Source organism: Telluria antibiotica (assembly GCF_011682055.1).
GTDB lineage: Bacteria > Pseudomonadota > Gammaproteobacteria > Burkholderiales > Burkholderiaceae_D > Telluria > Telluria antibiotica.
The window spans coordinates 101,343-128,264 of the sequence record NZ_JAAQOM010000012.1 but is presented as its reverse complement, the minus strand read 5'-3'; the positions used below and the strand labels follow the sequence as shown (position 1 = coordinate 128,264).

24 protein-coding genes are annotated in these 26,922 nt (G+C 65.5%); 5 read left to right on the top strand and 19 right to left on the bottom strand.

Annotation, left to right across the window (positions count from 1 at the left end; all coding sequences use genetic code 11):
* Window positions 1–69: 69 nt before the first annotated feature.
* Window positions 70–726, top strand: a complete 657-nt coding sequence (lexA, locus tag HAV22_RS19745) for a transcriptional repressor LexA (RefSeq protein ID WP_166861478.1) — start codon at window positions 70–72, stop codon at window positions 724–726.
* Between the two features lie 554 nt (window positions 727–1,280).
* Window positions 1,281–1,598: a hypothetical protein gene (locus tag HAV22_RS19740; RefSeq protein WP_166861477.1), complete on the top strand. Its 318-nt coding sequence runs from the start codon at window positions 1,281–1,283 to the stop codon at window positions 1,596–1,598.
* A gap of 16 nt (window positions 1,599–1,614) precedes the next feature.
* On the opposite strand, the gene HAV22_RS19735 is transcribed toward HAV22_RS19740, so the two are convergent.
* The 19 genes from HAV22_RS19735 to HAV22_RS19645 all read right to left on the bottom strand — a co-directional run bounded on the left by HAV22_RS19735 (window position 1,615) and on the right by HAV22_RS19645 (window position 24,085).
* Window positions 1,615–2,415 carry a tetratricopeptide repeat protein gene (locus HAV22_RS19735; protein ID WP_208296283.1) on the bottom strand — a complete coding sequence of 267 codons (801 nt, stop codon included), beginning with the start codon at window positions 2,413–2,415 and terminating at the stop codon, window positions 1,615–1,617.
* A 120-nt stretch (window positions 2,416–2,535) separates the two neighbouring features.
* Window positions 2,536–3,774: a cystathionine gamma-synthase family protein gene (locus tag HAV22_RS19730; RefSeq protein ID WP_166861476.1), complete on the bottom strand. Its 1,239-nt coding sequence runs from the start codon at window positions 3,772–3,774 to the stop codon at window positions 2,536–2,538.
* Between the two features lie 134 nt (window positions 3,775–3,908).
* Window positions 3,909–5,432: an amidophosphoribosyltransferase gene (gene purF / locus HAV22_RS19725; protein WP_166861475.1), complete on the bottom strand. Its 1,524-nt coding sequence runs from the start codon at window positions 5,430–5,432 to the stop codon at window positions 3,909–3,911.
* Between the two features lie 29 nt (window positions 5,433–5,461).
* A complete protein-coding gene (locus HAV22_RS19720; RefSeq protein ID WP_166861474.1) occupies window positions 5,462–5,950 on the bottom strand; it encodes a CvpA family protein in 489 nt (162 codons plus the stop codon).
* Window positions 5,951–5,993: 43 nt separating this feature from the next.
* Window positions 5,994–6,938, bottom strand: coding sequence for an SPOR domain-containing protein (locus tag HAV22_RS19715; protein WP_166861473.1), 945 nt, complete (start codon window positions 6,936–6,938; stop codon window positions 5,994–5,996).
* 11 nt (window positions 6,939–6,949) lie between these two features.
* Entirely contained in the window at window positions 6,950–8,248 is a 1,299-nt protein-coding gene (gene folC, locus HAV22_RS19710; RefSeq protein WP_166861472.1) for a bifunctional tetrahydrofolate synthase/dihydrofolate synthase, read from the bottom strand.
* Between the two features lie 64 nt (window positions 8,249–8,312).
* Entirely contained in the window at window positions 8,313–9,185 is an 873-nt protein-coding gene (gene accD / locus HAV22_RS19705; RefSeq protein WP_166861471.1) for an acetyl-CoA carboxylase, carboxyltransferase subunit beta, read from the bottom strand.
* A 308-nt stretch (window positions 9,186–9,493) separates the two neighbouring features.
* Window positions 9,494–10,294, bottom strand: coding sequence for a tryptophan synthase subunit alpha (gene trpA, locus HAV22_RS19700; protein ID WP_166861470.1), 801 nt, complete (start codon window positions 10,292–10,294; stop codon window positions 9,494–9,496).
* Between the two features lie 43 nt (window positions 10,295–10,337).
* Window positions 10,338–11,582 carry a tryptophan synthase subunit beta gene (gene trpB / locus HAV22_RS19695; protein ID WP_166861469.1) on the bottom strand — a complete coding sequence of 415 codons (1,245 nt, stop codon included), beginning with the start codon at window positions 11,580–11,582 and terminating at the stop codon, window positions 10,338–10,340.
* Window positions 11,563–12,258 carry a phosphoribosylanthranilate isomerase gene (locus HAV22_RS19690; protein ID WP_166861468.1) on the bottom strand — a complete coding sequence of 232 codons (696 nt, stop codon included), beginning with the start codon at window positions 12,256–12,258 and terminating at the stop codon, window positions 11,563–11,565. Before HAV22_RS19690 ends, trpB begins: the two co-directional genes overlap by 20 nt.
* Before the next feature lie 136 nt (window positions 12,259–12,394).
* The gene (truA, locus tag HAV22_RS19685; RefSeq protein ID WP_166861467.1) at window positions 12,395–13,195 is read right to left on the bottom strand and encodes a tRNA pseudouridine(38-40) synthase TruA; all 801 of its coding nucleotides are present in this window, start codon (window positions 13,193–13,195) and stop codon (window positions 12,395–12,397) included.
* 12 nt (window positions 13,196–13,207) lie between these two features.
* Window positions 13,208–16,243: a motility hub landmark protein FimV gene (locus HAV22_RS19680; RefSeq protein WP_166861466.1), complete on the bottom strand. Its 3,036-nt coding sequence runs from the start codon at window positions 16,241–16,243 to the stop codon at window positions 13,208–13,210.
* 269 nt (window positions 16,244–16,512) lie between these two features.
* A complete protein-coding gene (gene asd / locus HAV22_RS19675; RefSeq protein ID WP_166861465.1) occupies window positions 16,513–17,637 on the bottom strand; it encodes an aspartate-semialdehyde dehydrogenase in 1,125 nt (374 codons plus the stop codon).
* A 100-nt stretch (window positions 17,638–17,737) separates the two neighbouring features.
* Window positions 17,738–18,808 (bottom strand): 3-isopropylmalate dehydrogenase, encoded by a 1,071-nt coding sequence (leuB, locus tag HAV22_RS19670; RefSeq protein WP_166861464.1) that lies wholly within the window; start codon window positions 18,806–18,808, stop codon window positions 17,738–17,740.
* 13 nt (window positions 18,809–18,821) lie between these two features.
* Window positions 18,822–19,469, bottom strand: coding sequence for a 3-isopropylmalate dehydratase small subunit (gene leuD / locus HAV22_RS19665; RefSeq protein WP_166861463.1), 648 nt, complete (start codon window positions 19,467–19,469; stop codon window positions 18,822–18,824).
* 12 nt (window positions 19,470–19,481) lie between these two features.
* Window positions 19,482–19,604, bottom strand: coding sequence for an entericidin A/B family lipoprotein (locus tag HAV22_RS19660; protein WP_081983893.1), 123 nt, complete (start codon window positions 19,602–19,604; stop codon window positions 19,482–19,484).
* Between the two features lie 86 nt (window positions 19,605–19,690).
* Window positions 19,691–21,091 (bottom strand): 3-isopropylmalate dehydratase large subunit, encoded by a 1,401-nt coding sequence (gene leuC / locus HAV22_RS19655; RefSeq protein WP_166861462.1) that lies wholly within the window; start codon window positions 21,089–21,091, stop codon window positions 19,691–19,693.
* A 241-nt stretch (window positions 21,092–21,332) separates the two neighbouring features.
* A complete protein-coding gene (locus HAV22_RS19650) occupies window positions 21,333–23,225 on the bottom strand; it encodes a chemotaxis protein CheA (RefSeq protein WP_166861461.1) in 1,893 nt (630 codons plus the stop codon).
* Window positions 23,225–24,085, bottom strand: a complete 861-nt coding sequence (locus HAV22_RS19645; RefSeq protein WP_166861460.1) for a protein phosphatase CheZ — start codon at window positions 24,083–24,085, stop codon at window positions 23,225–23,227. Before HAV22_RS19645 ends, HAV22_RS19650 begins: the two co-directional genes overlap by 1 nt.
* Before the next feature lie 368 nt (window positions 24,086–24,453).
* On the opposite strand from HAV22_RS19645, the gene HAV22_RS19640 reads away from it, so the two are divergent.
* From HAV22_RS19640 to HAV22_RS19630, 3 genes are all read left to right on the top strand, one after another.
* Complete coding sequence (locus tag HAV22_RS19640; protein WP_166861459.1) at window positions 24,454–24,918, top strand: universal stress protein; 465 nt, start codon at window positions 24,454–24,456, stop codon at window positions 24,916–24,918.
* 104 nt (window positions 24,919–25,022) lie between these two features.
* Window positions 25,023–25,667 (top strand): response regulator, encoded by a 645-nt coding sequence (locus HAV22_RS19635; RefSeq protein WP_166861458.1) that lies wholly within the window; start codon window positions 25,023–25,025, stop codon window positions 25,665–25,667.
* Between the two features lie 427 nt (window positions 25,668–26,094).
* Entirely contained in the window at window positions 26,095–26,889 is a 795-nt protein-coding gene (locus HAV22_RS19630) for a Crp/Fnr family transcriptional regulator (RefSeq protein WP_166861590.1), read from the top strand.
* Window positions 26,890–26,922: the final 33 nt, after the last annotated feature.

The window sequence follows — 26,922 nt, the reverse complement described above, 5'->3', positions numbered from 1 at the left end:
AATCCCCTTGCGCGCGGCGCAATACTGTACAAAAATACAGTCTCATCCCGCACCGCAACCAAGACGAACATGCTAAAGCTCACCGCACGGCAAGAACAGATTCTCAACCTGATCAAGGAAGCCATCGACAACACGGGCTTCCCGCCGACTCGCGCCGAAATCGCCCAGGAGCTTGGCTTCCGCTCGGCCAACGCGGCCGAGGAACACCTGCAGGCACTGGCCCGTAAAGGCGCGATCGAAATCTCCCCGGGCACGTCGCGCGGCATCCGCCTCGTCGGCCAGTCCGCACCGGAGTCGAAGTCGGCCATCCCGTCCTTCGTGCCGGCCATCCCGCCGAACCTGATGTCGCTGCCGCTCGTCGGCCGCGTGGCTGCCGGTTCGCCCATCCTCGCCCAGGAACACGTCGAAGCGACCTACTCCGTCGATCCGGCGATGTTCTCGAGCAAGCCCGACTTCCTGCTGAAAGTCCGTGGCTGGTCGATGCGCGACGCAGGCATCTGCGACGGCGACTTCCTCGCGGTCAAGAAAGTCGACAGCGCCAAGAACGGCCAGATCGTCGTCGCCCGCATCGGCGACGAAGTGACGGTCAAGCGTTACCGCAAGACGGGGGCCACGATCGAACTGCTGCCGGAAAATCCGGACTTTTCCGTCATCACCGTCGATCCGGGTGCCGACGAGTTTGCGCTGGAAGGGCTGGCGGTCGGCTTGTTGCGGTCCTGGCACTGAGTTTTCGACACCTTTACTCTTTCGCCATCATGGCGATGCGCAGGCCCGCGTGATGCGGGCCTTGTCGTTTCAGGAGAGTTTTGGTGATTAAACAACGCGGCTTTTTCGTTAGAATCCCGATGCGCCGGACTGCGGCGCCGTGACCATCGAGGAGCCGTTTGCCGCACCATCCTGACATTCATCCACCCCGCGCGCCCGCGCTGGCAGCGGGCGTCGCGCGCCCGCAGGGAAGGCTGGCAATTGCCATATCGGTGTCTGCGGCGGCGCATCTGCTGTGGTTGGGCCTGGCCCATCCGTGGCCCGTTCCCCGGTCGCCTTCACCCGACTACGATGCTGCGCAGCTCAGACTGACGCTCGCCAGGCCCGGGCCACGCGTGGCGGTGCCCGCCGCCGCCCCACCGCCCGCGCCTGGCGCAGTGCAGCCAGTGCGACACCCGGCGCGGACATTATCTGCGCGACCGCCGCAGTCCAGGCTTACCGTCAACCCGGTGCTCCCGGTGACGCCAACGGAAACGCCCGCGGCACCTCGGCCCGAACCCGCGTCTGCAGCACCGATGGAGACGCCTCGTCCCGCCCGCGAGGACATCGTTGCGGCCGCCGCGCGCGACGCGGCCGTGATCGCACGCGAACTTAACCATGCACCCGGTGCGACCCAACGCTTCCGCTCGCGCACGCAGGAGGAGCTCGACCGCCGGTTCGACGCCGCTCACGCGGCAGGCGGCAGTTGGTTCCGGTCTGCACACGTCGAAGAGATCACGACGGCGGCCGACGGCAACATGCGCGTATACCGCATCGTCACGCCGGTGGGCTCGTTCTGCCGCACGTATCCGGCAAACGGCAGCCCTCCCATGAACACGACGTGCCCGCGCTAGCTGCCCGCCCGCCGCGTCACTTATCGTCCGGATCGCGCGGCGGCGCGTTCTTGACCATCTCGTTGTGTTCCTTGACGTACGCCTCGGTACCCGCGCGCCACGCGTCGAAATCCGCGATGACAAGCTTGCCGGCCACCTTCGTATCTTCCGCAAGGCGGTCGCCCACGTCTTTCAGGTGCGCCGCAGCCTTGTCGGACTCGTCCTTCGTGAGCAGCTTGGCGATGTCGTCCGGGATGCGCTTGGTCAGCGGCAGCGACGCGTTCAGGTGTTTCACCCAGCGGTTGTGGCAAGCCTCCCAGTCCTTCATCTTGCCGCTGTAATAATCGATTTCCTCGTTGACCTTCGACATCGCGGGGAAGCGCGGCGCCGGGCAGCGGTATTCGGTCGTGCGCAGGTCGGACCCGTCGTACTTCGCGATCCAGTAGTCGAGGTCGGCGCGGCGCGCCTCGCGCTGCTTCATCAGCTCCAGCGACGCGATGGCGACGGAATTGCCCTTCGCGGCGGCCTTCTGGAACCATTGCGCGGCCTTGTCCATGTCGATGGCACCGGCCTCGCCATAGAAATACATTTCGCCCAGGTGCTGCTGGGCCATCACGTTGCCGGCGTTCGCCAGCTTCGTGTACTTCTGCAGGGCGTCCGGATACGCCTTCTTGGCGAACAGCGCGTCCGCTTCGGCGAGTTCGGCGGCGGCATTGGCGGACGGCGCGGCGGCGGCCCCTTTCGCGGCGCCGGCCTTTGCCTGGGATTTGGCGGCGGGCTCCGCGGCGAGTGCGCTCGCGCCGCACAGCAGTGCGGCGCACAACAGGACAGTCTTCATGGGCATGCGGTCCTAGAATAGAGAGATGGCAACACGACGATCATAACCGCTGCGCCGCGGGCACTCAACGGGGACGGCCTGCCGCCCTCCCCGGCTTTACGGGGTTTTACGACAGCAGCTTTACGACAGCGCGTTGCCGAAGTCGGCCAGCAGGTCGGCCGTGTCTTCGATGCCCACCGACACGCGGATCAGCGATTCCGCGATGCCCATGCTGGCGCGGCGCTCCGGCCCCATCTCGAAGAAGATCGTGTGCGCGACGGGGATCACGAGCGTGCGCGTGTCGCCCAGGTTGCTGGCCGGGATGCCGACCCTCAGGCGGTTCAGGTAGTCGAAGCAATCGATGCCCTCTTTCAGCTCGAAGCTGAACAGCGAGCCGTACGCACGGAACTGCTCGGACGCCAGCTGGTGCTGCGGGTGCGACGGCAGGCCCGGGTAGTGGACGGCGGCGACGCGCTCGTCCGCTTCCAGCATCTGCGCCAGCGCGAGCGCGTTGGCGCATGTGCGTTCCATGCGCAGCGCGAGCGTCTCCGCGCCGACGGCGATGTGGTGCGCTGCTTCCGGCGCCAGCGACGCGCCGAAGTCGCGCAGCCCTTTTGCGCGCAGCTGGGCCATGCCCTGCGCCGCCGGCGGCTGGCGGCGGAAGTTGTCGGCGATGTTCGGGTAGGTGCTCCAGTCGAAGACACCCGTGTCCGTCAGCGCGCCGCCCAGCGCCATGCCGTGGCCGCCGATCGACTTCGTCAGCGCGTTCACGACGAGGCCCGCGCCGACGATCTTCGGGCGGAACAGGTAAGGCGTCGTCATCGTGTTGTCGACGACGTACAGGATGCCGCGCGCGCGGCACAGTTCACCGATGCGCGCCAGGTCGGCGATCTGCGTGCGCGGATTCGCGATCGTCTCGACGAACACCATGCGCGTGGTCGGCTTCAGTGCGGCTTCCACGTTGGCGACGCCGGTCGCGTCCACGAACGACACCTCGGTGCCCTGCGACGCCACCGTGTTCCACAGGCTGTTGGTATTCCCGAACAGGAACGACGACGATACGACGTGATCGCCCGCGCGCAGCAGCGCCTGCGCGAGCGCGCCGATCGCGGCCATGCCCGTCGCAAAGCACAGCGTGGCGACGCCGTCTTCCATCTTGGTGATCTTGTCTTCCAGCGCGGAGACGGTCGGGTTACCCTGGCGGCCGTAGCGGAAGCCCGGTTCCTTGCCCTGGAAGACGGACGCCAGCTGGCGCGCGTCCGTGTAGCCGAAGGCGACCGACGTGTGGACCGGCTTGTGCAGCGAATAATGCTCGATCGGCTTGCGACGGTCGTTGTGCAGGATGGTGGTGGTAAAGCCGTAGGATGGTTTGTCGCTCATGATCATTCAATGATGGGCCATAACTATGTAGGGTGGGCTCCCCGAGCCCACGCGAACGCTCGCTGGGTGCCGGCGTCTGCGTGGGCACAGCGTGCCCACCCTACGTGAAGGCGAAGCGAGCGTCAAACTCCAGCTTATTCCGCCGCGACGGGCGGATTCAAATTCAGCTGCGTCCGCACGAGGTCATCCGACGACTTGCCGGACGATTTGTGGCGCACGTTCTCGAGCTGGTCGAGATACGCTGGCGAGATGTCGCCCGTGATATAGACGCCGTCGAAGCACGATGCTTCCACGTTCGTCAGCGCCGGGTTCACGTCCGAGATCGACTTGCGCAGGGCATCGAGGTCCTGGTAGACGAGGCGGTCGGCGGTGATCTCGCGGCACACTTCCTCGACGGTGCGGCCGTGCGCAATCAGCTCGTCGCGCGTCGGCATGTCGATGCCGTACACGTTCGGGTACAGCACCGGCGGCGCGGCCGACGCGAAGAAGACCTTGCGGGCGCCCGATTCGCGCGCCATCTGCACGATCTCGCGGCTCGTCGTGCCGCGCACGATGGAGTCGTCGACGAGCAGCACGTTCTTGTCCTTGAATTCCGACGCGATCGCATTCAGCTTCTGGCGCACGGATTTGCGGCGCATCGTCTGGCCAGGCATGATGAACGTACGGCCGATGTAGCGGTTCTTGATGAAGCCTTCGCGGTATTCCACACCCAGCTTCAGCGCGAGCTGGATGGCGGCCGGACGCGACGAATCGGGAATCGGCATCACGACGTCGATCTCTTCGACCGGGATCTCCTTGCGGATCTTCTCGGCCAGGTATTCGCCCATGCGCAGGCGCGTCGCGTACACGGAGGCGCCGTCGATCACGGAGTCAGGACGGGCGAGGTACACGTATTCGAACGCGCACGGGTTCAGCGACGGGTTCTCGGCGCACTGGCGCGTGTGCAGCTGGCTGTCGGCGTCGACCCAGACGGCTTCGCCCGGCGCGATGTCGCGCACGAAGCGGAAGCCCAGGCCTTCCAGCGCGACGGACTCGCTGGCCAGCAGGTATTCGGGGCCGTTCTCCGTCTCGTTGATGCCGAGGCACAGCGGACGGATGCCGAACGGATCGCGGAACGCGAGCAGGCCGTGGCCGGCGATCTGGGCGATGACGGCATACGCGCCGCGCACGCGGCGGTGCACTTGGGCGACGGCCTTGAACACGGCGTCCGGCGCGAGCGTGAAGCCGTCGGCGGCCTGCGCGATCTCGTGCGCGAGCACGTTCAGCAGCACTTCCGAATCGGAGTTCGTGTTGACGTGGCGGCGGTCGTTGCGGAACAGTTCTTCCTTCAGCTGTTCCTGGTTCGTGAGGTTGCCGTTGTGCGCCAGGGTAATGCCGAACGGGGCGTTCACGTAGAACGGCTGCGCTTCCTCTTCGCTGGACGAGCCGGCCGTCGGGTAGCGGCAGTGGCCGATGCCGGAATTGCCCTGCAGCGAACGCATGTTGCGCGTGCGGAAGACGTCACGCACGAGGCCGTTGGCCTTGTACATCGAGAACATGCTGCTGTGATTGGTTGCAATGCCCGCCGCATCCTGACCGCGATGCTGCAACAGCAGCAAAGCATCATATAACAGCTGGTTGACGGGGGCTTGCGAGACGACGCCGACGATGCCACACATGGTGTGCTCCTAATACCGTGAAGAGATGTTCAAAACTGTACGTGCTGCGCGAAGGCAGCGGGCAAGAAAGGCTTGACCGTGCGCGCTCCGGTTTCCGCCAAGGGCGAGAGCAGCGCGTCTTTCCAGAAAGCCTGCTGGGGAATGGATGTCATCCCGCACAATATGACGCCGGCCAGCACGATTACAATGCCCCGCCCCAATCCGAACAGGCCGCCGAGGCCGCGGTCGGCCAGGCTCAGTCCGGAGGCCTCGATCAGTGCGCTGATCGCGAGGGCCAACAGGCCCATCAGCACGCGCACACCGAGGAACAATGCAATGAAGGCAACGATCAGCCGCAAGGCTTCACCCGGAATCACGGATGGTAGCATGGGCGCGAGCTTCGCACCGAAGGCGTTGGCGACGATGAAGGCCGCCACCCAGCCGGCCAGCGACAGGATTTCCTTGACGAGGCCGCGCATGGTGCTGATGACAACCGACGCGACCAGAATGAACAACACCACGTAGTCGAAAATCGTCACGGCGCGGCTTCTACGTTCATGGTCGGCATCGGGCAGGCAGGCGTCAGACCGGTGTCATGGCGCCGGACATGCCCAGGCGGCCCAGTTTGGCGCGGACTTTTTCGGCGTCTTCCTTGTTCAGGGGGCCGACCCGCACCCGGATCAGTTCGCCGGACGGCGTCGTCGTCTTCTGCGTGTACGACGAAATGCCCGCTTCGCGCAGCTTGGCCTGCACTTCGGCCGCCTTTTCCGCGCTCGACATGGCCGCGACCTGCAGCACGTATTTCTGCGGACCGGACTCGGCAGAGCGCTCCTTCTCGGCGGCCTTCTCGGCCTGCTTGCCTTCCAGGATCGCCAGCGCGCGCGCCGTGTCGTCATGCGGCTTCGCGGGCTTCTCGTCCGCTTTCGGCTTGACGGGGGCCTTGTCTTTTTCCGCTGGGCGCGGCTCGGGCTTCGCTTCCTTGTGCTCGGCCTTGGGTGCGTCCTTGTGCTCGGGCTTAGGCGTTTCCTTGTGTTCGGGCTTGGCGGGCTCGGGCTTCGCAGGTTCGGGCTTGTGCTCGACCTTCGGCGCGGTCACCGCGTCCGGCTTGGCGGCCGGGGCCTTGGCGGCCGTCGCCGCATCGATCACTTCCTCGCCCTTGTCGACGCTGTCCGCGGCGGATACAGCCTTCTCGGCAGCGGGCACGGGCAGCGGCGCGGCCTTGTCCTTCGCGGGGATCTGGATGGCGATGTCGCCGGCGATCGGCTTGGGTTCGGAATCGAGCAGCATCGGCAGGCCGACGGCGGCCGCGAGCGCCAGCGCGATGGCGCCGACGAGGCGGCGGCGGGCCCGCTTCTTTTCGGGGAGCATGGGGTCGTTGCCGGGACGGCGGGTCGCGCCGCCACCGGCGTTGCTGGCGCGCTTGGCGCGGGCGCGTTCGCCGATCGCGGCGTCGTCGTCCTTGCTGTAGAAGCGGCCACTGTCCTCGGCGAGGCGGTCCTGCTTGCTTTTACGGGAGAACAAACCCATGCGGTGTCACGTCAATGAAGAGAGGATTTACGGGCCGCCATCACGCCTGCTACGGTGTAGAACGAACCAAAGACCACTATTCTATCATCCTGTCCGGCCCTGCTTGTTGCATCTGCGAATGCTTCGGCCGGATTCGCGAACGTTTTGACGGAGAATTCGTCGTCTTTCGCGCCCGCCGGCCTCAACGCATCGAGCTTCGCGGCCAGCGCGGCCGGGTCGGCCGAGCGGGGCGACGGCAGCGCCGCCACGCACCAGTGGTCGATGTTGGGCGCCATGTGCGCGACGACGGCATCGATGTCCTTGTCCTGCATGATGCCGAACACGGCGTACGTGAAGCGGTGGAACCCCATGTTCGACAGGTTCTGCGCGAGCGTCGCCGCCGCGTGCGGGTTGTGCGCGACGTCGAGGATCGTCGTCGGGCGGCCCGGCAGCACCTGGAAGCGGCCCGGCAGCTCGACGAGCGCGAGGCCCGTGCGCGCATCCTGCGCCCCCACCGGCAACACGTTGCGCAACGCTTCCAGTGCAGCGAGCGCGGCCGATGCGTTCAGCAGCTGGTTGGCGCCGCGCAGCGCCGGATACGCGAGCGAATTGCGGCGCTGGTTGCGGCCGCCGTAGGCCCACTGCTGCTTGTCGCCCTGGTAGTTGAAGTCGCGACCCAGCAGCCACAGGTCGGCGCCGATGTTTTCCGCGTGGTCGATCAGCGATTGCGGCGGCTGCGGGTCGCTGCAGATCGCCGGCTTGCCGGGGCGGAAGATGCCGGCCTTCTCGAAGCCGATCTCCTCGCGCGTATCGCCCAGATAATCCTTGTGGTCGATGTCGATGCTCGTGACGATGGACACGTCGGCATCGATCACGTTGACGGCATCCAGGCGGCCGCCGAGGCCCACCTCGAGGATCGCCACGTCGACGCCGGACGTAGCCAGCAGGTGCATGATGGCGAGCGTCGTGAATTCGAAATACGTGAGGTCGATGTCGCCGCGGCGCGCCTCCACTTCATCGAACGCCGCGATCAGAGAGGCGTCGCTGGCCATCTCGCCGTTGATGCGGGCGCGCTCGTTGAAGTCGAGGAAGTGCGGCTTGATGTACAGGCCGACCTTGTAGCCGCTCTGCAGCAGCATCGCTTCCAGCATGGCGCACGTGGAGCCTTTGCCGTTGGTGCCGGCGACCATGATCACGGGGCAGGAAAAGGCCAGGCCCATGCGCTCCTTGACGGTGCGGACGCGGTCCAGTCCCATGTCGATGTGGGTTTCGGCGTGGCGCGACTCGAGCAGCGCCAGCCAGTCGGGCAAGGTGGTCGGGAGATTGGGCATGGGAGGCTTCAAAATGCGAACGGCCGGCGCCGCAAAGCGGAAGCCGGCCGTTCGTGATGAACGATCAGGCGATGACGTCGGCCGGCTGGCTTTGCAGCAGCGCGAGCAGGTGCGCGAGTTCCTCGCGCATCTTGCGGCGGTCGACGATCATGTCGATGGCGCCTTTCTGCACCAGGAACTCGGAACGCTGGAAGCCTTCCGGCAGCTTTTCGCGCACCGTGTTCTCGATGACGCGCGGGCCGGCGAAACCGATCAGCGCCTTCGGTTCGGCGATGACGACGTCGCCCATGAACGCGAACGAGGCCGACACGCCGCCCGTCGTCGGGTCGGTCAGGATGCTGATGAACGGCAGTTTTTTCTCGGACAGCTTGGTCAGCATGGCGGTGGTCTTGGCCATCTGCATCAGCGACAGCAGGCCTTCCTGCATGCGCGCGCCGCCGCTGGCGGTAATGCAGATGAACGGCACCTTCTGCTCGAGCGCCACCTGGGCGCCACGGGCAAAGCGCTCGCCGAGGACGGAGCCCATCGTGCCCGCCATGAATTCGTAGGCGAAGCACGCGACGACGACCGGCAGGCTCATGATCGAACCGCCCTGCACGACGAGGGAATCGGTCTCGCCGGTGGCTTCCATCGCGTCTTTCAGACGGTCAGGATATTTCTTGCTGTCTTTGAACTTGAGGGTGTCGACCGGCAGCACGTCCTGGCCGATCTCGTAGCGGCCGCCTTCATCGAGCAGCGCGTCGAGGCGGTCGCGGGCGCGGATGCGCATGTGGTGGCTGCACTTCGGGCAAACATGCAGGTTCGACTCGAGGTCGGAGCGATACAGGACCGACTCGCACGACGGGCACTTGACCCACAGGCCCTCGGGCATCGTCTGGCGTTTGGCGGCATCGGAGCGCTGGATCCGGGGGGGCAGCAGCTTTTCCAACCAACTCATGTTCTCTCCTTTGCGGCAATTCTGGAATTGGGCGTAGTGTAATCGCTCGAATACAGATTGTCGAATTCTTGCCGTTAATAACTTGCTTTTTAGGCAATCTTGTGCTTGGCGAAATTCGGGGTCAGAGCATCGTTTCACTACGATTCGGGGTCAGAGCGAATTTCCTTCGGCAGCAAAAAGAGGACTCCGATCCATTGTTCCTGCCGCGGCGCGTGTCGTGCTCGCTCTGGCAGGACCAACTTGATTGGTCGCCGGTAAATTGCCAAGAAAAGCGCTCTGACCCCGAATTTGTGCTCTGACCCCGAATTTTAGCGCGCGTCCAGCGCTTCCCGGATCCCGGCGACGAAGGCGCGCACGGCCGCCGGCCCCTGCTCCTTCGGCGTGTTTTCCAGCTCCTGGATGATTCGGCTGCCGATCACGACCGCATCCGCCACGGCCGCCACCGACTTGGCGGTCGCGGCGTCGCGGATGCCGAAGCCCACGCCGATCGGCAGCTTGACGTGCTCGCGGATCGCGGCGACGCGCTTCGCGACGTCGGCCGTGTCGATGCCGCCCGCGCCCGTCACGCCCTTCAGCGACACGTAGTACGAGAAGCCGCTGCCATGGCGCGCCACCTGCTTCACGCGCTCGACCGTGGACGTTGGCGCGAGCAGGAAGATCAGGTCGAGGCCGTTCGCCTTCATCTCGGCGGCGAACGCTTCGCATTCTTCCGGCGGATAGTCGACGACGATGGCGCCGTCGGCACCGGCCGCCTTGGCGCGGCGGACGAATTCGCTCTGGCCCATGCGCTCGATCGGGTTCGCGTAACCCATCAGGACGACGGGCGTGTGCTCGTTCGTCTTGCGGAATTCCGCGATCTGCGCGAACACGTCGGTCATGCTGACGCCGAACGTCAGCGCGCGTTCGCAGGCACGCTGGATGACGGGGCCTTCCGCCATCGGGTCCGAGAACGGCACGCCCAGTTCGAGGACGTCGGCGCCGCCTGCGACGAGGGCGTGCAGCAGCGGGACGGTCAGTTCCGGCGCAGGGTCGCCGGCGGTGATGAAGGTGACGAGGCCGGTCTTGCCCTGCTCTTTCAGGGCGGCGAAGGTTTGTGCGATACGGGACATGCTCTGATTCCTTGTTCTGTGGTTGGCAAAGGTTGAATGGGGCTCAGCCGAAGTTGAGTCCCGCCCGTTGCGCCACGGTGTGCATGTCCTTGTCGCCGCGGCCCGACAGGTTCACCAGGATGATCTGGTCCTTCGGCAGCGTGGGCGCCAGCTTGGCGGCGTAGGCGATCGCGTGCGACGATTCCAGCGCCGGGATGATGCCCTCGATGCGGCAGCAGTCGTGGAAGGCGGCCAGCGCCTCGTCGTCCGTGATCGACACGTATTGCGCGCGCTGGCTGTCCTTCAACCACGCGTGTTCCGGACCGACGCCCGGATAATCGAGGCCGGCCGACACGGAATGCGTCTCGATGATCTGTCCGTGCTCGTCCTGCAGCAGATACGTGCGGTTGCCGTGCAGGACGCCGGGAAAGCCCGCCGTCAGCGACGCCGCGTGCTTGCCGGAGTCGAGGCCCTCGCCCGCCGCCTCGACGCCCACGAGCTTCACGCCCGCCTCGTCGATGTACGGATAAAAGATGCCCATCGCGTTCGAGCCGCCGCCGATGCAGGCGACGACGTAGTCCGGCTGGCGGCCCGTCATCTGCGGCATCTGCACGCGGCATTCCTCGCCGATCACGGACTGGAAGTCGCGCACCATCATCGGATACGGGTGCGGACCGGCGACCGTGCCGATGATGTAGAACGTGTTCTCGATGTTCGTGACCCAGTCGCGCATCGCTTCGTTCAGCGCGTCCTTCAGGGTCTTCGAGCCCGATTCCACCGGGACGACCGTCGCGCCCAGCAGCTTCATGCGGTAGACGTTCTGCGCCTGGCGCTTGACGTCCTCGCTGCCCATATAGATCACGCATTCGAGGCCGAAGCGGGCGCAGATCGTCGCGGTCGCGACGCCGTGCTGGCCTGCGCCCGTCTCGGCGATGATGCGCGGCTTGCCCATGCGTTTCGCGAGCAGCGCCTGGCCGATCACGTTGTTGATCTTGTGGGCGCCCGTGTGGTTCAGGTCTTCGCGCTTGAAGAAGATCTGCGCGCCGCCGCCTTGCTCGGACCAGCGCTTGGCGTGGTAGACGGGCGAAGGACGGCCGACGAAGTGCGCCAGCTCGTAGCGGTATTCTTCGAGGAACTCGGGGTCCTGGCTGTAGCGCGCGTACGCGTCGTTCAGCTCGGCCAGCGCGTGGCTGAGCGTCTCGGCGACGAACGAGCCGCCGTACGGGCCGAAGTGGCCGGTGGTGTCCGGCAGTTGGTAGTCGGGGGTCTTGAACAGCGCCCGGGCGCCGCTAACTTGATTGGCTTTCATGGTGTTCCTGGCTCAAAAGGGTGGCATCGCCTGCCCGCGCCGCGTCGATGAACGCGGCAATCTTGCGGGCATCCTTGATTCCCTTCGACGCCTCGACACCGCTACTGATGTCGACCGCGAAGGGGCGTACTTGCGCCACCGCGCCAGTCACGTTGTGTACGCTCAAGCCACCACTCAAAACGACCCGAGGCGCGAGCTCTTTTGGAATTAGAGACCAATCGAAAACCTTTCCTGCGCCGCCGTAGGCATCGACGTAGGTGTCGAGCAGGAGACCCGAGAACCAGGGCGATGCGGCGCGGTATTGAGCTTCCGATTCTAGCAAATCGGCGCCCGTCGTGTCAGGTTTTACGCGATACGCCCGCGTGAACGGCCGCTGCACGGCGGCCGCCAGCGCGGCGCACTCCTCGGGCGTTTCGTCGCCGTGGAATTGCAACAGCGATACCGGCCCTGCCGCGACGACGTCGCTCACCTCGTCCACCGTCGCGTTGACGAACAGGGCGACGGCGTTCACGTACGGCGGCAGTTCACGGGCCAGCTCGGCGTAGCGCGCCGCGGTGACGTAGCGCGGGCTCTTCGGATAGAACACGAAGCCGAGGGCGTCGGCGCCGGCGTCGATGGCGGCGTGTAGGTCTTGTTCGCGGGTGATGCCGCAGATCTTGATTCGGGTGCGGGGCATGATGGCTCGACGATGGAACGTGCTGGATCGGCCGCCGTAGGCTGGGCTCCCCTGCGCCCACGCGAAAGCCGGCATGACGCAAACTTACGCGTGGGCACGGGGTGCCCACCCTACGGCAGGTAGTCAGTCGAGTATTTTACAGCCAAGGCAGCGGAGCGGCTGGCTCCTGCGGCAATCCCCACTTCGGATCGTAGTCGATCGCGGCAAGGTACAGCCCATCCGGCATGAACGTGGGCGCCGCCGCGTCGCGCGAGCGCGCGTCCAGCACCTCGGCCATCCAGCCCGGCTCGTTGCGCCCCGTGCCCACGTAGATCAGCGACCCCATGATGTTGCGCACCATGTGGTGCAGGAACGCCGAGGCGCGCACCGTGAACACGATGATGTCGCCCATCCGTTCGATCTTCACTTCGTGCATCTGCTTGACGGGCGAATTCGCCTGGCAGCCGGATGCGCGGAAGCTCGTGAAATCGTGCGTGCCGATCAGATGCGTGGCGGCCTCGCGCATGCGCTCGACGTCGAGCGGGCGGAACACCCAGCCGGCGCGCCCGGCCAGCAGCGCGGACGGGTTGGCATGGTTGTACAGCACGTAGTGATAGGTGCGCGAGCGGGCCGAGAAGCGCGCGTGGAAATCCTGCCCGTCGGCGTCCGGTGCAACGACGTGGGCCCAGCGCACGACGATGGATTCGGGCAGGAAGGCGTTCGTGCCGCGCACCCACGATTGCGGCGCGCGTTCGAGGTCCGTATCGAAATGGACGACCTGCTCGATCGCGTGGACGCCGGCGTCCGTGCGGCCGGCGCATGTCGTCGCGAGCGGCGTGCAGGCAAATTTCTCGAGTGCGATCTCCAGCCGATCCTGGACCGTGTCGCGCGAAGGTTGTTTCTGGTATCCGTTCCAGCCGGTGCCCACGTACTGGACACCCAAAGCGATGCGTGCCAAAGACCCGTTACCTCACGCCAGCGTCGCGCGCATCGAGTTGGCCCGTGCCGCCTGCTCCGGATTGCCGCCGCGGATGACTTCCTCCAGCAGCTCGCGCGCCCCTTCCTTGTCGCCGATTTCCTGGTAGGCGATGGCCAGGTCGAGCTTCGTCTCCATCTCCATGTGCGCGGGCGACAGAGCGCCCGCAGGCGCGGTATCGGCCGCCGGCGCGGCGAACTCGGGCTCGGACAGCGACTGCACTTCCGGCAGCGGCAGGCTGCCGTCGGCCGGCAGGTCGAGGTCGAAGCCGCCCATGTCGAACTGCGGCACCACCGGTTCGGTCACCGGTTCGATGACGATGCGGTCCGGCTCGGCGAACGTTGCCTCCGCCGGCGCCGGCGTGGCCGGGATGTCGAACAGGTGGGCGTCCAGCGCGGCCGTCGGGATCGACGCCGGGCTTTCCGCATGCGGCGTCTCGGGCAGGCCGAAGTCCATCGCGTCGAGGTCGAACAGCGGGTCCCTCGCCTCGGACGCAGCCGACGCTGCCGGCTCGGCGGGCAGGCTGGCCTGCAGTTCCGTCGGCAGGTCTGGCAGATCGAATTCGCGGGCCAGGCTGGCCATCTCGATGTCGGCAGCGGCGGGCGGCACGGCTGTAGGCACGGCGGTAGGCGCCAGCAGGTCGTGGTCCGTGTGCGCTTCCAGTTCCGGCACGGGGTTCGGCGCCGGTGCGGCAAAATCCATGTCGAACGCGAAGTCCAGCGGGTCGTGTGCGGCCTTGTCCAGCGCAACAGCGGGTTCCACCGCCTCTACCGGCTCGACCGGTGCAGGTGCAGGCGCGGCGGGTTTCTCGAAGGCGCTCATGTCGAAGTCGAAGTCGGGCACGTCGTTCGCTTGCGCGGCTTGCGCTGCGGGGGCCGGCGCGGGGGCCGCCTCGACGGGCTCGAATGCCAGGCCGCCCAGGTCGAAGTCGAGCACGTGGTCGTCTTCCATCGGGACCGGCGTTGGCGACGGCGCATTGGTCACGGGTGCCGGTGCCGGCTGCGCGGTCGCCATGGCGTCGGCGAAGTGCTGGCCGAAGTCCATCGCGGCGGCCGGCTGCGTGGCGAACGGATCGGCCTCGTGCGCGGCGGACGCGCGGAAGGCGTCGTCGTCCAGTTCCTTCGACAGCATGGCCTGCTGGCCCAGTTCCTCGGTGCTGTGCACCGGGACGGCCGGCGCGGCGCTGTGCGCGTACAGCGGATTCATGGGGTCGATCGACAGGCCCAGTGCGGCGGCCTGCGCCCATTCGTCGCCCTGGCCGCGCGTCGTCGCATACAGCTCGGTCGCCTGCGTCTCGAACGCGCGCAGGTCCTTGCGGGCCGCGTAGATCTCGAGCAGCTTCAGGCGCACGGGCGCGCGCTCCGGATGCGTGCGCAAGGCTTCCTTCAGGATTTCCTCGGCCTGCGCATCGCGGCCATAGGCGATGTACACGTCGGCTTCCGCGACCGGATCGACTTCGTTCGTGTCGAGCTGGCTGGCGGACGGCGCGAAGCTGGAATTGAAGACGCTGTTGTTCGTGTCGACGCTCTGCCCGCCCGTCTCGGCGAACATCGAGTGCGCCGGTTCGGTCGGCACGCCGAGGACCGAAGGCTCGGCCACCGTCTTGACGACCAGCTTCTTGCGGCGCTGGGCGACGAGCAGGCCACCCAGCAGCAGTGCGGCCGCGGCCCCGCCGACGAGCGGCAGGTTGTTCATGATGAAGTCCATCAGGCCCGGTTCCGGCGGCGCTGCGGCCGGCTTGACGGCAGGCTTGATGGTCGGCAGTTTCGTCGGTGCCGCCGGGGCGTGCGTCGCAGCGGCCGTCGGCGCCTGCGGTTGCGCGGCTGGCGCGGCAGGCGGTGCGGACGCGTTCTTCGCCGCCTCGGCGCCGGCCTTGTTCTTGACCGTGGCCAGCTTCTCGAGATCGCTCACGTTGCGTTCGAGTTCGCGCACGCGCGACTGCGCATCGGCCAGTTCCTTCTCCTTGGCGATGCGGTCCTCGGCGCTCATCGTCGTGCTCTTGCCGGCCGGCTTGGCCGGCGCGGCCTTGGACAGGCGCAGCTTGTCCTGGGCTTCGTTGGCGGCGGTCGGGCGTTCCTCGACCTTCGCGGTGATCTTGCCGGCCGCGCCCTGCCCCGCTTCCGGGGCCTTGGCAGGTTCGGACGCGCCGACCTGGCCCGCCAGCTTGTTGCGGTAGGCGTTGAAGTCGGCCGCGTGGGCGACGACGACGCCATGCGCCTCGGCGGCATCCGCGCCGCGCACGGCGTCGCCTGCGGGCACGGTCAGGATGCGGCCGGACTTCAGCCGGTTCATGTTGTTGCCGATGAATGCATCCGGGTTCGCGCGGTACAGCGCGACGAGCATCATGTCGAGCGACACGTCGACGGGCTTGACCTGGGCGGCGATACGGCCCAGGTTGTCGCCCGGCTTGACGCGGTATTTCGACGCTGCGCTCTCGTCACCCTCCGCGGCCGCGCGCTCGCTGCGGCGCGGCGGGTGGCCGGCAATGCGGTCCGGTTCCTGTGCGCGTGCCGTGTCCATGGTCGACGGTGCGGCGGCCTGCGGACGGGCGGCCGGCGCGGCGCGGGTCTCGCTCGGCGCGACCTGGGCCGATTGCGTGGCGCGCAGCTCGGCAGGGTCGAGCAGGAACGTGTATTCGCGCACGAGGCGGCCGTTATTCCACGACAGTTCCAGCAGCATGTCGACGAACGGCTCGTTCAGCGGCTGCGTGGAGCTGACGCGGATGAACTGGCGGCCGCCGCGCTGCTCGACGGTAAAGCGCAGCGACAGCAGGGCCGGATTGAAATCGATGTTCGCGGCCTTGAATGCCTCGGGCGACGCGAGCTTGGCCGACAGGCCGGACGCCTCCTCGCCGGACACCGCCGTCAATTCGATCTCGGCGCGCAGCGGTTGGCCGAGCGCGGACAACACCGTGAGCTTGCCGAGGCCCGCCGCGTGGGCCGCGGACGTCAGGACCAGCGCACTTGCGACCGCCGCGGTGAGTTTCTTCAGCGCGGACGACTTCATCGGGAGGCGGTGAGTGACATGCATAGATTCGAAAGCGGTGTGGGTTGACGGGGGCGCACGGCTTGCCCGGAGGTCCCAGCAACATATCATCATGCACTGTGGCATGCAAGTTCTGCAGGGAGAAACATTCAGCGGGTCTGAGATATGTAGACGGTGTATTCAGACTTGTGATGTTTTTTGGATGATCCCGTGTCAGTTCGACAGCACGAAAGGATAATCCATCGCAGGCGGCCCAACAATGAAAAAGGCGGCCCGCGGCCGCCTCTTTCCCGCGCCCGCAGGCGCAGCTTACATCACTTGTCCAGGACGATGCGCAGCATACGGCGCAGCGGCTCGGCGGCGCCCCACAGCAGCTGGTCGCCGACGGTGAACGCGGAGATGTATTCCGGGCCCATCGACATCTTGCGCACGCGGCCGACCGGGATCGTCAGGCTGCCCGTGACGGCGGCCGGGGTCAGGTCGCGCACGGACGCTTCGCGCGTGTTCGGCACGAACTTCACCCACTGGTTGTCGTTCGCGATGATGTCGTTGATCTCGTCCAGCGGGACGTCCTTCTTCAGCTTGATGGTCAGCGCCTGCGAGTGGCAGCGCATCGCGCCGATGCGGACGCACAGGCCGTCGACCGGGATGACACTGCCAGCAGCGGCGTTGCGGCCGAGGATCTTGTTCGTCTCGGCGCCGCCCTTCCACTCTTCCTTCGACTGGCCGTTGCCCAGGTCCTTGTCGATCCAGGGGATCAGGTTGCCGGCCAGCGGCACGCCGAACTGCTTCGTTTCTTCTGCCGACAGGCCGTGCTGCGTCGCGAGCACGCCGCGGTCGATTTCCAGGATCGCCGATGCCGGGTTGTCCAGCAGGTGCTTGACGGACGAGTTGATCGTGCCGAACTGGGTCAGCAGTTCGCGCATGTGCTGCGCGCCGCCGCCCGATGCGGCCTGGTACGTCATCGACGTCATCCAGTCGACGAGGTCGTGCTTGAACAGGCCGCCCAGGCCCATCAGCATGCACGACACGGTGCAGTTACCGCCGATGAAGTTCTTCACGCCGCGCGTCATCGCGTCCTTGACGACGTTCAGGTTCACGGGGTCGAGCACGATGACGGCGTCGTCGTTCATGCGCAGCGTGGACGCGGCGTCGATCCAGTAGCCGTTCCAGCCGCTGGCGCGCAGTTTCGGGAACACTTCGGTCGTGTAGTCGCCGCCCTGGCACGAGATGATGATCTCGCATTTCGACAGTTCGGCGATGTCGGTTGCGCTCTTCAGCGTGGTTTCGTTCTTGGCCATTGCAGGCGCAGCGCCACCCGGATTCGAGGTGGTGAAGAACACCGGCTCGATGTGGGCGAAATCGCCCTCGTCCTGCATGCGCTGCATGAGGACCGAACCGACCATGCCGCGCCAACCAACCAGACCTACTAATTTCATGATTAATCCCTCGTTTGAATTTACTCCGCCCCGTTCGGCGTATTCCTTAGTTCACGCAATTGGTGGGCACGGGGTGCCCACCTTTGAACGTAACGTTATTTCAATCTAACGCGTTGACGACCGCGTCACCCATCTGCTCGGTGCCGACGCGTGTCGTGCCTTCTTCGTAGATGTCCGGCGTGCGCAGGCCCTGCGCGAGCACCTTCTTGACGGCGTTCTCGATGCGATCGGCCTGTTCGGCCTTGCCCAGCGAGAAGCGCAGCATCATGGCGGCGGACAGGATCGTCGCCAGCGGATTCGCGACGCCCTTGCCTGCGATGTCCGGTGCCGAACCGTGCGACGGCTCGTACAGGCCCTTGTTGTTCGCATCGAGAGAAGCCGACGGCAGCATGCCGATCGAGCCGGTCAGCATCGCGGCCGCATCCGACAGGATGTCGCCGAACATGTTGCCGGTGACGATCACGTCGAACTTCTTCGGCGCGCGCACGAGCTGCATCGCGGCGTTATCGACGTACATGTGTTCGAGCTCGACGTCCTGGTATTCCTTGTGCACGTCCGTGACGATGTCGCGCCAGAACTGGAACGTCTCCAGCACGTTGGCCTTGTCGACGCTCGTCACGCGGCGGTCGCGCTTGCGCGCGGCCTGGAACGCGACGTGGGCAATGCGGCGGATCTCCCCTTCCGCATAACGCATCGTGTCGAAGCCTTCGCGCTGGCCCGCGAACGGACCGTCCGGGCATTCGCGCACGCCGCGCGGCTTGCCGAAATAGATGTCGCCCGTCAGTTCGCGAATGATCAGGATATCCAGGCCCGACACCACTTCCGGCTTCAGGGTGGACGCGCCGGCCAGTTCCGGATACAGGATCGCGGGACGCAGGTTCGCGAACAGGCCCAGTTCCTTGCGCAGGCCGAGGATGGCCTGTTCCGGACGCAGCGCGCGCTCCAGCGCGTCGTACTTGTAATCGCCGACGGCGCCGAACAGCACGGCGTCCGCCGCTTTCGCGAGTGCCAGCGTACCCTGCGGCAGCGGATGACCATGGGCGGCATAGCCGGCGCCGCCGACTTCCGCGCTTTCCAGTTCAAACGATTCGCCCAGCGCGTTCAGCACCTTGACGGCTTGCGCGGTGATTTCGGGACCGATGCCGTCGCCCGGCAGAATGGCAATCTTCATGTCTTGTTCTCGTTCAGATGGTGTTGGCGAGCCACGGCTGCGCACGGAGGTGGCGCTCTTCGAAGGCGCGGATCTCGTCGGCGTGGCGCAAGGTGAGGCCGATGTCGTCCAGGCCGTTCAGCAGGCAGTATTTGCGGAAGTCGTCGATGGCGAATTCGAACGCGAGGCGGCCGTCCGGCGTGCCCACGGTCTGCTTCTCGAGGTCGACGACGAGCTTGTAGCCCGGGAAGGCCTTCACTTCGTTCATCAGCTGCTCGACTTTCGCTTCGTCCAGCACGATCGGCAGCAGGCCGCCCTTGAAGCAGTTGTTGAAGAAGATGTCGGCGAAGCTCGGCGCGATGATGGCGCGGAAGCCGTATTGCTGCAGGGCCCACGGCGCGTGCTCGCGCGACGAGCCGCAGCCGAAGTTCTTGCGGGTCAGGAGGATCGACGCGCCCGCGTAGCGCGGCTGGTTCAGCACGAAGTCCGGATTGACCGGGCGCTTCGAATTGTCCATGCCCGGTTCGCCGTGGTCGAGGTAACGCCATTCGTCGAACAGGTTCGGGCCGAAGCCGGTGCGGCGGATCGACTTGAGGAACTGCTTCGGAATGATGGCGTCGGTGTCGACGTTGGCCCGGTCCAGCGGGACCACCACTCCTTCGTGTACGGTGAATTTATCCATGGTTCCTAATCCTTACTTGCCGCCTGCGCCCGTGATGACCTGGCCGACTTTCTGCACGTCCTTGCCGACGCCGGAGATGGTGTTGCAGCCAGCTGCAGCGATTGCGATGAGTGCGAGAACAATGATCTTTTTCATATGGTCGTAGGATGGGCACCCCGTGCCCACCAATGTATGCGATTACGAAACGCATGGTGGGCACGGGGTGCCCACCCTACTGTTTATCAGATTTTACGAACATCCACGAAATGGCCCGCGATGCCGGCTGCCGCGGCCATCGCCGGCGACACCAGGTGCGTACGGCCGCCCTGGCCCTGGCGGCCTTCGAAGTTGCGGTTCGACGTCGACGCACAGCGCTCGCCCGGTTCGAGGCGGTCGGCGTTCATCGCCAGGCACATCGAGCAGCCCGGTTCGCGCCATTCGAAGCCGGCGGCCTTGAAGATCGCATCGAGGCCTTCGCGCTCCGCCTGTTCCTTCACGAGACCGGAACCCGGCACGACCATGGCCAGCTTCACGTTCGACGCGCGCTGGCGGCCGCGCACGACGACGGCGGCGGCGCGCAGGTCTTCGATGCGCGAGTTGGTGCAGGAACCGATGAACACCTTGTCGATGCGGATGTCTTCCATCGCGGTGTTCGGCTTCAGGTCCATGTAGACGAGCGCCTTTTCCATCGCGTCGCGCTTGACGGGGTCTTTTTCCTTGTCCGGATCGGGCACGCGGCCGTCGATCGTCGTGACCTGCTCGGGCGACGTGCCCCAGGTCACCTGCGGACGGATGTCCTGGGCATTCAGCTGGACGACGAAGTCGAACTTCGCGCCCGGATCGGTGTGCAGGGTGCGCCAGTAAGCGACGGCCTGTTCCCACTGCGGGCCGACGGGCGCGAACGGACGGCCCTTGACGTAGTCGATCGTGGTGTCGTCGACGGCGACCATGCCGGCGCGCGCGCCCGCTTCGATCGCCATGTTGCAGACGGTCATGCGGCCTTCCATCGACAGCGCGCGGATCGTCGAGCCGCCGAATTCGATGGCGTAGCCCGTGCCGCCGGCTGTGCCGATCTTGCCGATGACGGCAAGCACGATGTCCTTCGCGGTCACGCCGGCCGGCAGGTCGCCGTCGACCTGCACCAGCATCGATTTCGATTTCTTCGCGAGCAGCGTCTGCGTGGCCATCACGTGCTCGACTTCCGACGTGCCGATGCCGTGCGCCAGCGCGCCGAACGCGCCGTGCGTGGACGTGTGCGAGTCGCCGCAGACGACCGTCATGCCCGGCAGCGTGGCGCCCTGCTCCGGCCCGATCACGTGCACGATGCCCTGGCGCTTGTCGTTCATGTTGAAGTACGTGACGCCGAAGGACTTGGTGTTATTGTCCAGCGTCTCGACCTGCAGGCGCGACGTGGGGTCGGCAATGCCGTGCGAGCGGTCGGTGGTCGGCACGTTGTGGTCGGCTACGGCAAGATTGGCCGAAGTGCGCCATAGCGGGCGACCGGCTTCGCGCAGGCCTTCGAACGCCTGCGGGCTGGTGACTTCGTGGACCAGGTGACGGTCGATATACAGCACGGTGGTGCCATCCGCATCGGCACGCACGACATGCGAATCCCAAAGTTTGTCGTAGAGCGTTTTTAACATGTCAAATCCAGTGAAACGACCGCTTATGCGGGCATGGTCTTTGATTATGCCATATTTGTGCAATGCGGAAGCAATGCCCTGCGAGCATGATTATTCCAATGAACTCGTCGTTACAAAAATTTTGTTTGGACGACCATCCCGACATGCAAATAAAAAAAGCCTGCGCATTTCCTGCGCAGGCTTTTCGTAGCTTTGTAGCAAGCGAAAAGCGGATATCCGCTTTTCGCGCCGTCGGCGTCGTTTATGCTGCGAGGCGGACCGTGGTGCGGCAGCCATCCATCAGGAACGACAGCCCCACGACCAGCACGAGCGAGCCTTCGGCCGAGCGCGCCGTACCCGTGATGCCGTCGACGTTCAGCGCCGTCATCGGCTTGATCACGAGGTCGGCCGTGCCGTCGACGGCTTCCACCGCGATGATGTACGGCTGCGGGGCGTTGATGACGATCCCCACGCGCTCCACGCATTCCTCGTAGCCGAGCGACAGCGCCAGCGAACGCACCGGCAGCGGACGGCCCTGGTCCTTCAGCACCGGGGCACCGCCGACCTGCATGAAGGTTTCCGGCAGTTCGACGACGCGCTCGACGACGGCCATCGGCAGCGCCAGCTGCGCGCCCGACGTCGACACGAGCATGGTCGGCACGATCGACAGTTCGATCGGCAGGCGGATCGAGAACTTCGTGCCACGGCCCAGGTTCGAGTCGATGCGGATCGCGCCGCGGTTCTTCTCGACGGCCGTCTTGACCACGTCCATGCCCACGCCGCGGCCCGAGACCGACGACGCCACTTCCTTCGTCGAGAAGCCCGGCAGGAACACGAGCTGGTACGCTTCGTCGTCGCTGGTGGCCTGGTTGTCGCCGATCAGCCCCTTTTCGAGCGCCTTCTTGCGCAGCTTGGCCGGGTCCATGCCGCGCCCGTCGTCCTGCAGCACGATCATGACGCTGTTCGCTTCCTGCCATGCTTTCAGCAGGATAAAGGCCTTGGCCGGCTTGCCGTTGGCGACGCGGTCTTCCGGACCCTCGACGCCGTGGTCCAGCGCGTTGCGCAGCATGTGCACGAGCGGGTCGTACAGGCTGTCCACGACGACGCGGTCGACTTCCGTCTCGGCGCCTTCGATGGTCAGCTCGACGTCCTTGCCGAGGTCCTTCGCGAGCTCGCGCACGAGGCGCGGGAATTTCTGGAACAGGCGGCCGACCGGCTGCATGCGGGTCGCCAGGGTGGCGCGCTGCAGCTCGGCCGAGTAACGCGATGCGCGCTCCAGCGTTTCCGTCAACGTGGCCATCAAGGTGGCGGCCTGCCCTTCGAACTTGAACTGCGACAGGCGCTCCAGCAGCACGGCGGCCTGGTTCGCGGCCTGCACGGATTCACCCGCGACTTCCAGCAGCGCGTCCAGCTTGACCGCGTCGATACGGATGCTCTCGTCCTTGGCGGGACCGGTTGCGGCCGGCTTGGCTTCGTTGCGCCGCTCGACACCGTCCCAGCCCGGCTTGCCGGCGGCGGCAGCTTCGGCCGGCGCGGCCTGCGCGGGTGCTGCGACCGCCTCCGCCGCGGCTGGCGCGGCGGCCGGTGCAGCGCTCGGGGTGTACGTGCCCGGCGGGACGACGGCCATGTACATCGCTTCCCAGTCGAGACCGTCGGCGCCTGGCGCGGCGGCCGGGGCGGCGACGGGCGCTGCCACCGGTGCCGGCGCGGCGGCCGGAGCCGGCGTCGGCGCGGCCGGAGCCGGTGCCGCCTTCGGCGCAGGCGCGGCGTCCTTGCCGGCGATCGCTTCCTTGAGCATGCGCTCGAGGTCGGCCGGCATCTGCGGCAGCTGGTCCGGCGTGGCACCGTTGTTCAGGTCGCTCAGCTGGTCGGCCACGAAGCCGGACGCCTGCAGCGACGCTTCGATCGCGGCGGGCGTGACGGGGGCCGCGCCGGTGCGCAGCGCGTCGAACAGGTTTTCCGTCAGGTGGCAGGCGGCGACGAGCGCAGGCAGCCCCATGAAACCCGCGCCACCCTTGATGGTGTGGAACGAGCGGAACACCGCGTTCAGCGTTTCCTTGTTGTTGGGATCGCGTTCGAGGTGCAGCAGATGCTCTTCAACATTCGCTGCAAGATCCATCGCCTCGACGACGAAATCCTTGAGCATTTCATCCATTAGAATCCCAGATCGGCAAGAAGGTCATCGACACTGTCCTGGTCGAGCGCCACGGTCGGCACCGACGGACCCGACATCAGCGGCTGCGGCTGTTCCTGTGCGGCCTGTTTCTGCGCCAGCTTTTCCTTGACGTCGGGCGGCGCGCTGTCCTTCAGCAACTGGGTCAGCTCGTTCTCGACCGTCTTGGTGATGATGACCACTTTCTTGATCAGCTGGCCGGTGATGTCCTGGAAGTCCTGGGCCATCATGATCTCGAGCAGGCGTGCCTTCTCGGCTTCCGTTGCTGCCGACACCATCTGGGCGAACTGGCGGGAGTCGCCGGCCAGCGCCTTGAACTGTTCGATCGAGAGCTTGCCCGAGAACAGGTCGTCCCAGCGGTTTTCCATGTCCTTGGCCTGCTTCGACAGCAGGTCCTGGGCGGGCATGCCGTCGTCCAGCGTGTTCAAGACCTTGTTGGCCGCCTGTTCCGTCAGGGTGGCGACGTACTCCAGGCGGTCCTGCGCGTCCATGATCTGGGACGATGCCTCGGTCAAGGCCTTGTCGTAGCCCAGCTCGCGCAGCGAGTCGTGCAGCAGGCGCACGATGCCGCCGAGGCGCTCGTACATGCCTTTTTCATGCTCTTCCCCGACCGGCTGCTCGGCCGCCGCGGCGACGGGCGTAGCGGGTGCCGGCACGACGGCCGGCGCCGGCGCGTTGGTGGCCGCGACCTGGTCGAACAAGGCCTCCAGGTCGTCCGTGTCGCCGCTGTCGCCGCCGGCAGCGGGCTCGGGGGCGGGAGATGGAGCGGCTGCGGGTGCGCTGGCACGCTGCGCTGCCACTTCCTCGAATAGTGCGTCGAAATCGTCAGCGGCGTCGGTCATAGTCCCTGCTTCTCCATAATTTAAATGTCGCGATGTCTTTGCTGTGTGCGGTACGGCTGCCGTCATTACACTGACGGTAAGAATTTCCGACGAGTGTATCAGTGTGGTTGCCGTAGGTAAATCTTCTGAAATGCCCGCGTTGCTGAATAGTGGGTAATCTTGGCCTGTCGACAATCTTTTACAGCCATTTTTGAATAATTTCGCAAAGTATCTGTTGTATTTTTTTATCGCGATGGAATTTGTGACAAGCGGTATTTGCCCGCGACTGGCCGAGCATATCACTGAGCAAGATCAACCATTTACGTTCTGCCAAGAAGGCCAACGCGAACTACAATGGGAGTGTAGCGTGACGTGAGGGAGGACTCACCATGTACCAGAAGATTCTGATCACCACCGACGGCTCGACGGTATCGCAACATACCGCCTGCGCCGGGGTCAAGTTCGCTCAACAGATGGGCGCGGAAGTACTCGCCCTGTTCGTCGCGCCCGAGTACCAGTACCCTGTGTATGTCGAGATCGTGCCTCCCGCCTACCCCAGCGAGGAGGAATACGTCGAGCAGATGCAGCGCCTGGGTCTGGAATACATGGGGTCGGTCATGCGCTCGGCGGAAGGTTGCGGTCTCAAGCATGCGTGCATGACGGCGTTTTCCGACGCGGCGGCGCTGAAGATCGTCGACGTGGCGGAACAGCAACACTGTGACCTGATCTTCATGGGCTCGCACGGCCGCAGTGGCTGGGGACAGTTGCTTCTCGGCAGCGTAACCAACAAGGTGCTGTCCCATACGACCAAACCCGTGCTCGTGCACCGCCTGATCCGGGAGCCCGGCACCTGAGTCATACCGGGAGTCGCCGCGTCGTGCAAAAAAAGGCAACGGCAGTGTTGCCGCTGTGATATCTTTTTACCTTCTATTTTACAATTGATCCATACGGATACTTTATGATTCGCATTGTCATCGCCGACGACCACACGATCATGCGCGAGGGTCTCAAGCGTATTCTCGACGGCGCACTCGACATCGAGATCGTCGGCGAGGCCACCAACGGCTTCGAAGTGCTGTCGCTGGTGCGCCAGGGCGGCTTCGATCTCCTGCTGCTCGACCTGTCCATGCCGGGCCGCAGCGGCGTCGACCTGATCCGCCAGGTGCGCAGCGAGGCGCCCAAGCTCGCGATCCTGATCCTGACGATGCACGAGGAAGAGCAGTACGCCGTACGCGCCATCCGCGCCGGCGCCCAGGGCTACCTGACGAAGGAAAGCGCGGGCACGCAGCTCGTCGGCGCGATCCGCAAGGTGGCGGGCGGCCGGCCGTACATCAGCACGGAAGTCGCCGAACAACTGGCGCTGAACATCATGGCCCCGAACGAACAGCTGCTGCACAAGCAGCTCTCCGACCGCGAATTCGAGGTATTCTCCCTTCTCGTGGGCGGCAAATCGATTACCGAGATCGCCAACAACCTGCACCTGTCCGTCAAGACGGTCAGCACGCACAAGACGCGCATCATGCAGAAAATGGGCATGACATCGCTGTCGGAAATGGTCCAGTACGCGGTCGCGCACCGGCTGCTGGCGCCGATGAAAGCCTGACGGGGCCGCACGAAACAGCGCACGAAACAGATTTGACATTCGACGACATTATTTGTGCCCTGTCCCGGCGACTTTCTTCGCCATGCAGGGCGGTTCGCTCCCGTTGTCCTACCCCGCCTTCACCCGCTTTCTCTCTCGGTGCGCCATCAGCAGTAAGAAAATTCCTACACACTGACGCGCCCTCCTACTGCACATTCAGCCGTTGCTGATATTAATGCCGGACTCGTGTTGGCATACTGACTTCAGCGTTTCGACTTGCCTACGGTCCATATCCGTATCCAGCCTTCAGCGCGATGCCAGGCACCGCAACGGCACGACCGGACCGCAGCTTGCTTCTTTGAAATCCTAAACCCTGGAGATGAGTATGCAGTCCCCGCTAACTTCAGAACAACGCAATGCCGCACCGTCGACCCTGCACTCGTCACAGATGGAAGCGGGACGCCAACGCCAGGGCCGTCTCTGGTCGAACCTGAAAGAGGTCTGCGACCTGCTCCACATCCCGGCCGCCGTATCGATGAACACGGAGGAGCTGCTGTTCCAGCACGTGCAGTTCAAAACCGGCCAGCGCGTACACACGATCGGCCAGGCGTTCGACACGCTGTACATCGTCAACTCGGGCTTCCTGAAGACGGTGCTGATCGACGAATTCGGCAATGAACAAGTCCTGAGCTTCCCGATGAAGGGCGACATGCTCGGCGTCGACGGCATCCACACGCGCCACTACGCATCGGAAGCCGTCGCCCTGTCCGACTGCGACCTGATCCTCGTGCCGTTCAAGAAACTGACGGCGCTCGGCCGCGTGCACGCCGAGCTCGAGAACCTGATGTACGGCGTGATGAGCCGCGAACTGGTGCGCGAGCAGGCCATGATCGGCATGCTGGGCGCCCTGTCGGCGGAAGCGCGCGTGGCCCGGTTCCTGATCTCGCTGGCGGAACGCTTCGCCGCGATGGGGTATTCGAGCAAGCTGTTCAACCTGCGCATGACCCGCCACGAAATCGGCAGCTATCTCGGCCTGACGCTCGAGACGGTCAGCCGCACGCTGTCCGCGTTCAATGAAATCGGCCTCATTACGGTCGACCAGCGCACCATCGGCATCAAGGATCCGGACGCACTCAAGACGCTGCGCCGCCTGCCGCCGTCGCGCTCGCGTGCCAAGCAGAACGCCAAGCACAAGGCCGACGCGGATTCCTCGGGCGACGGCCAGGTCCTCGCCACGGTCTGATTGCCCGGCGGCCGCGCCCGCCATCTGCAAGTC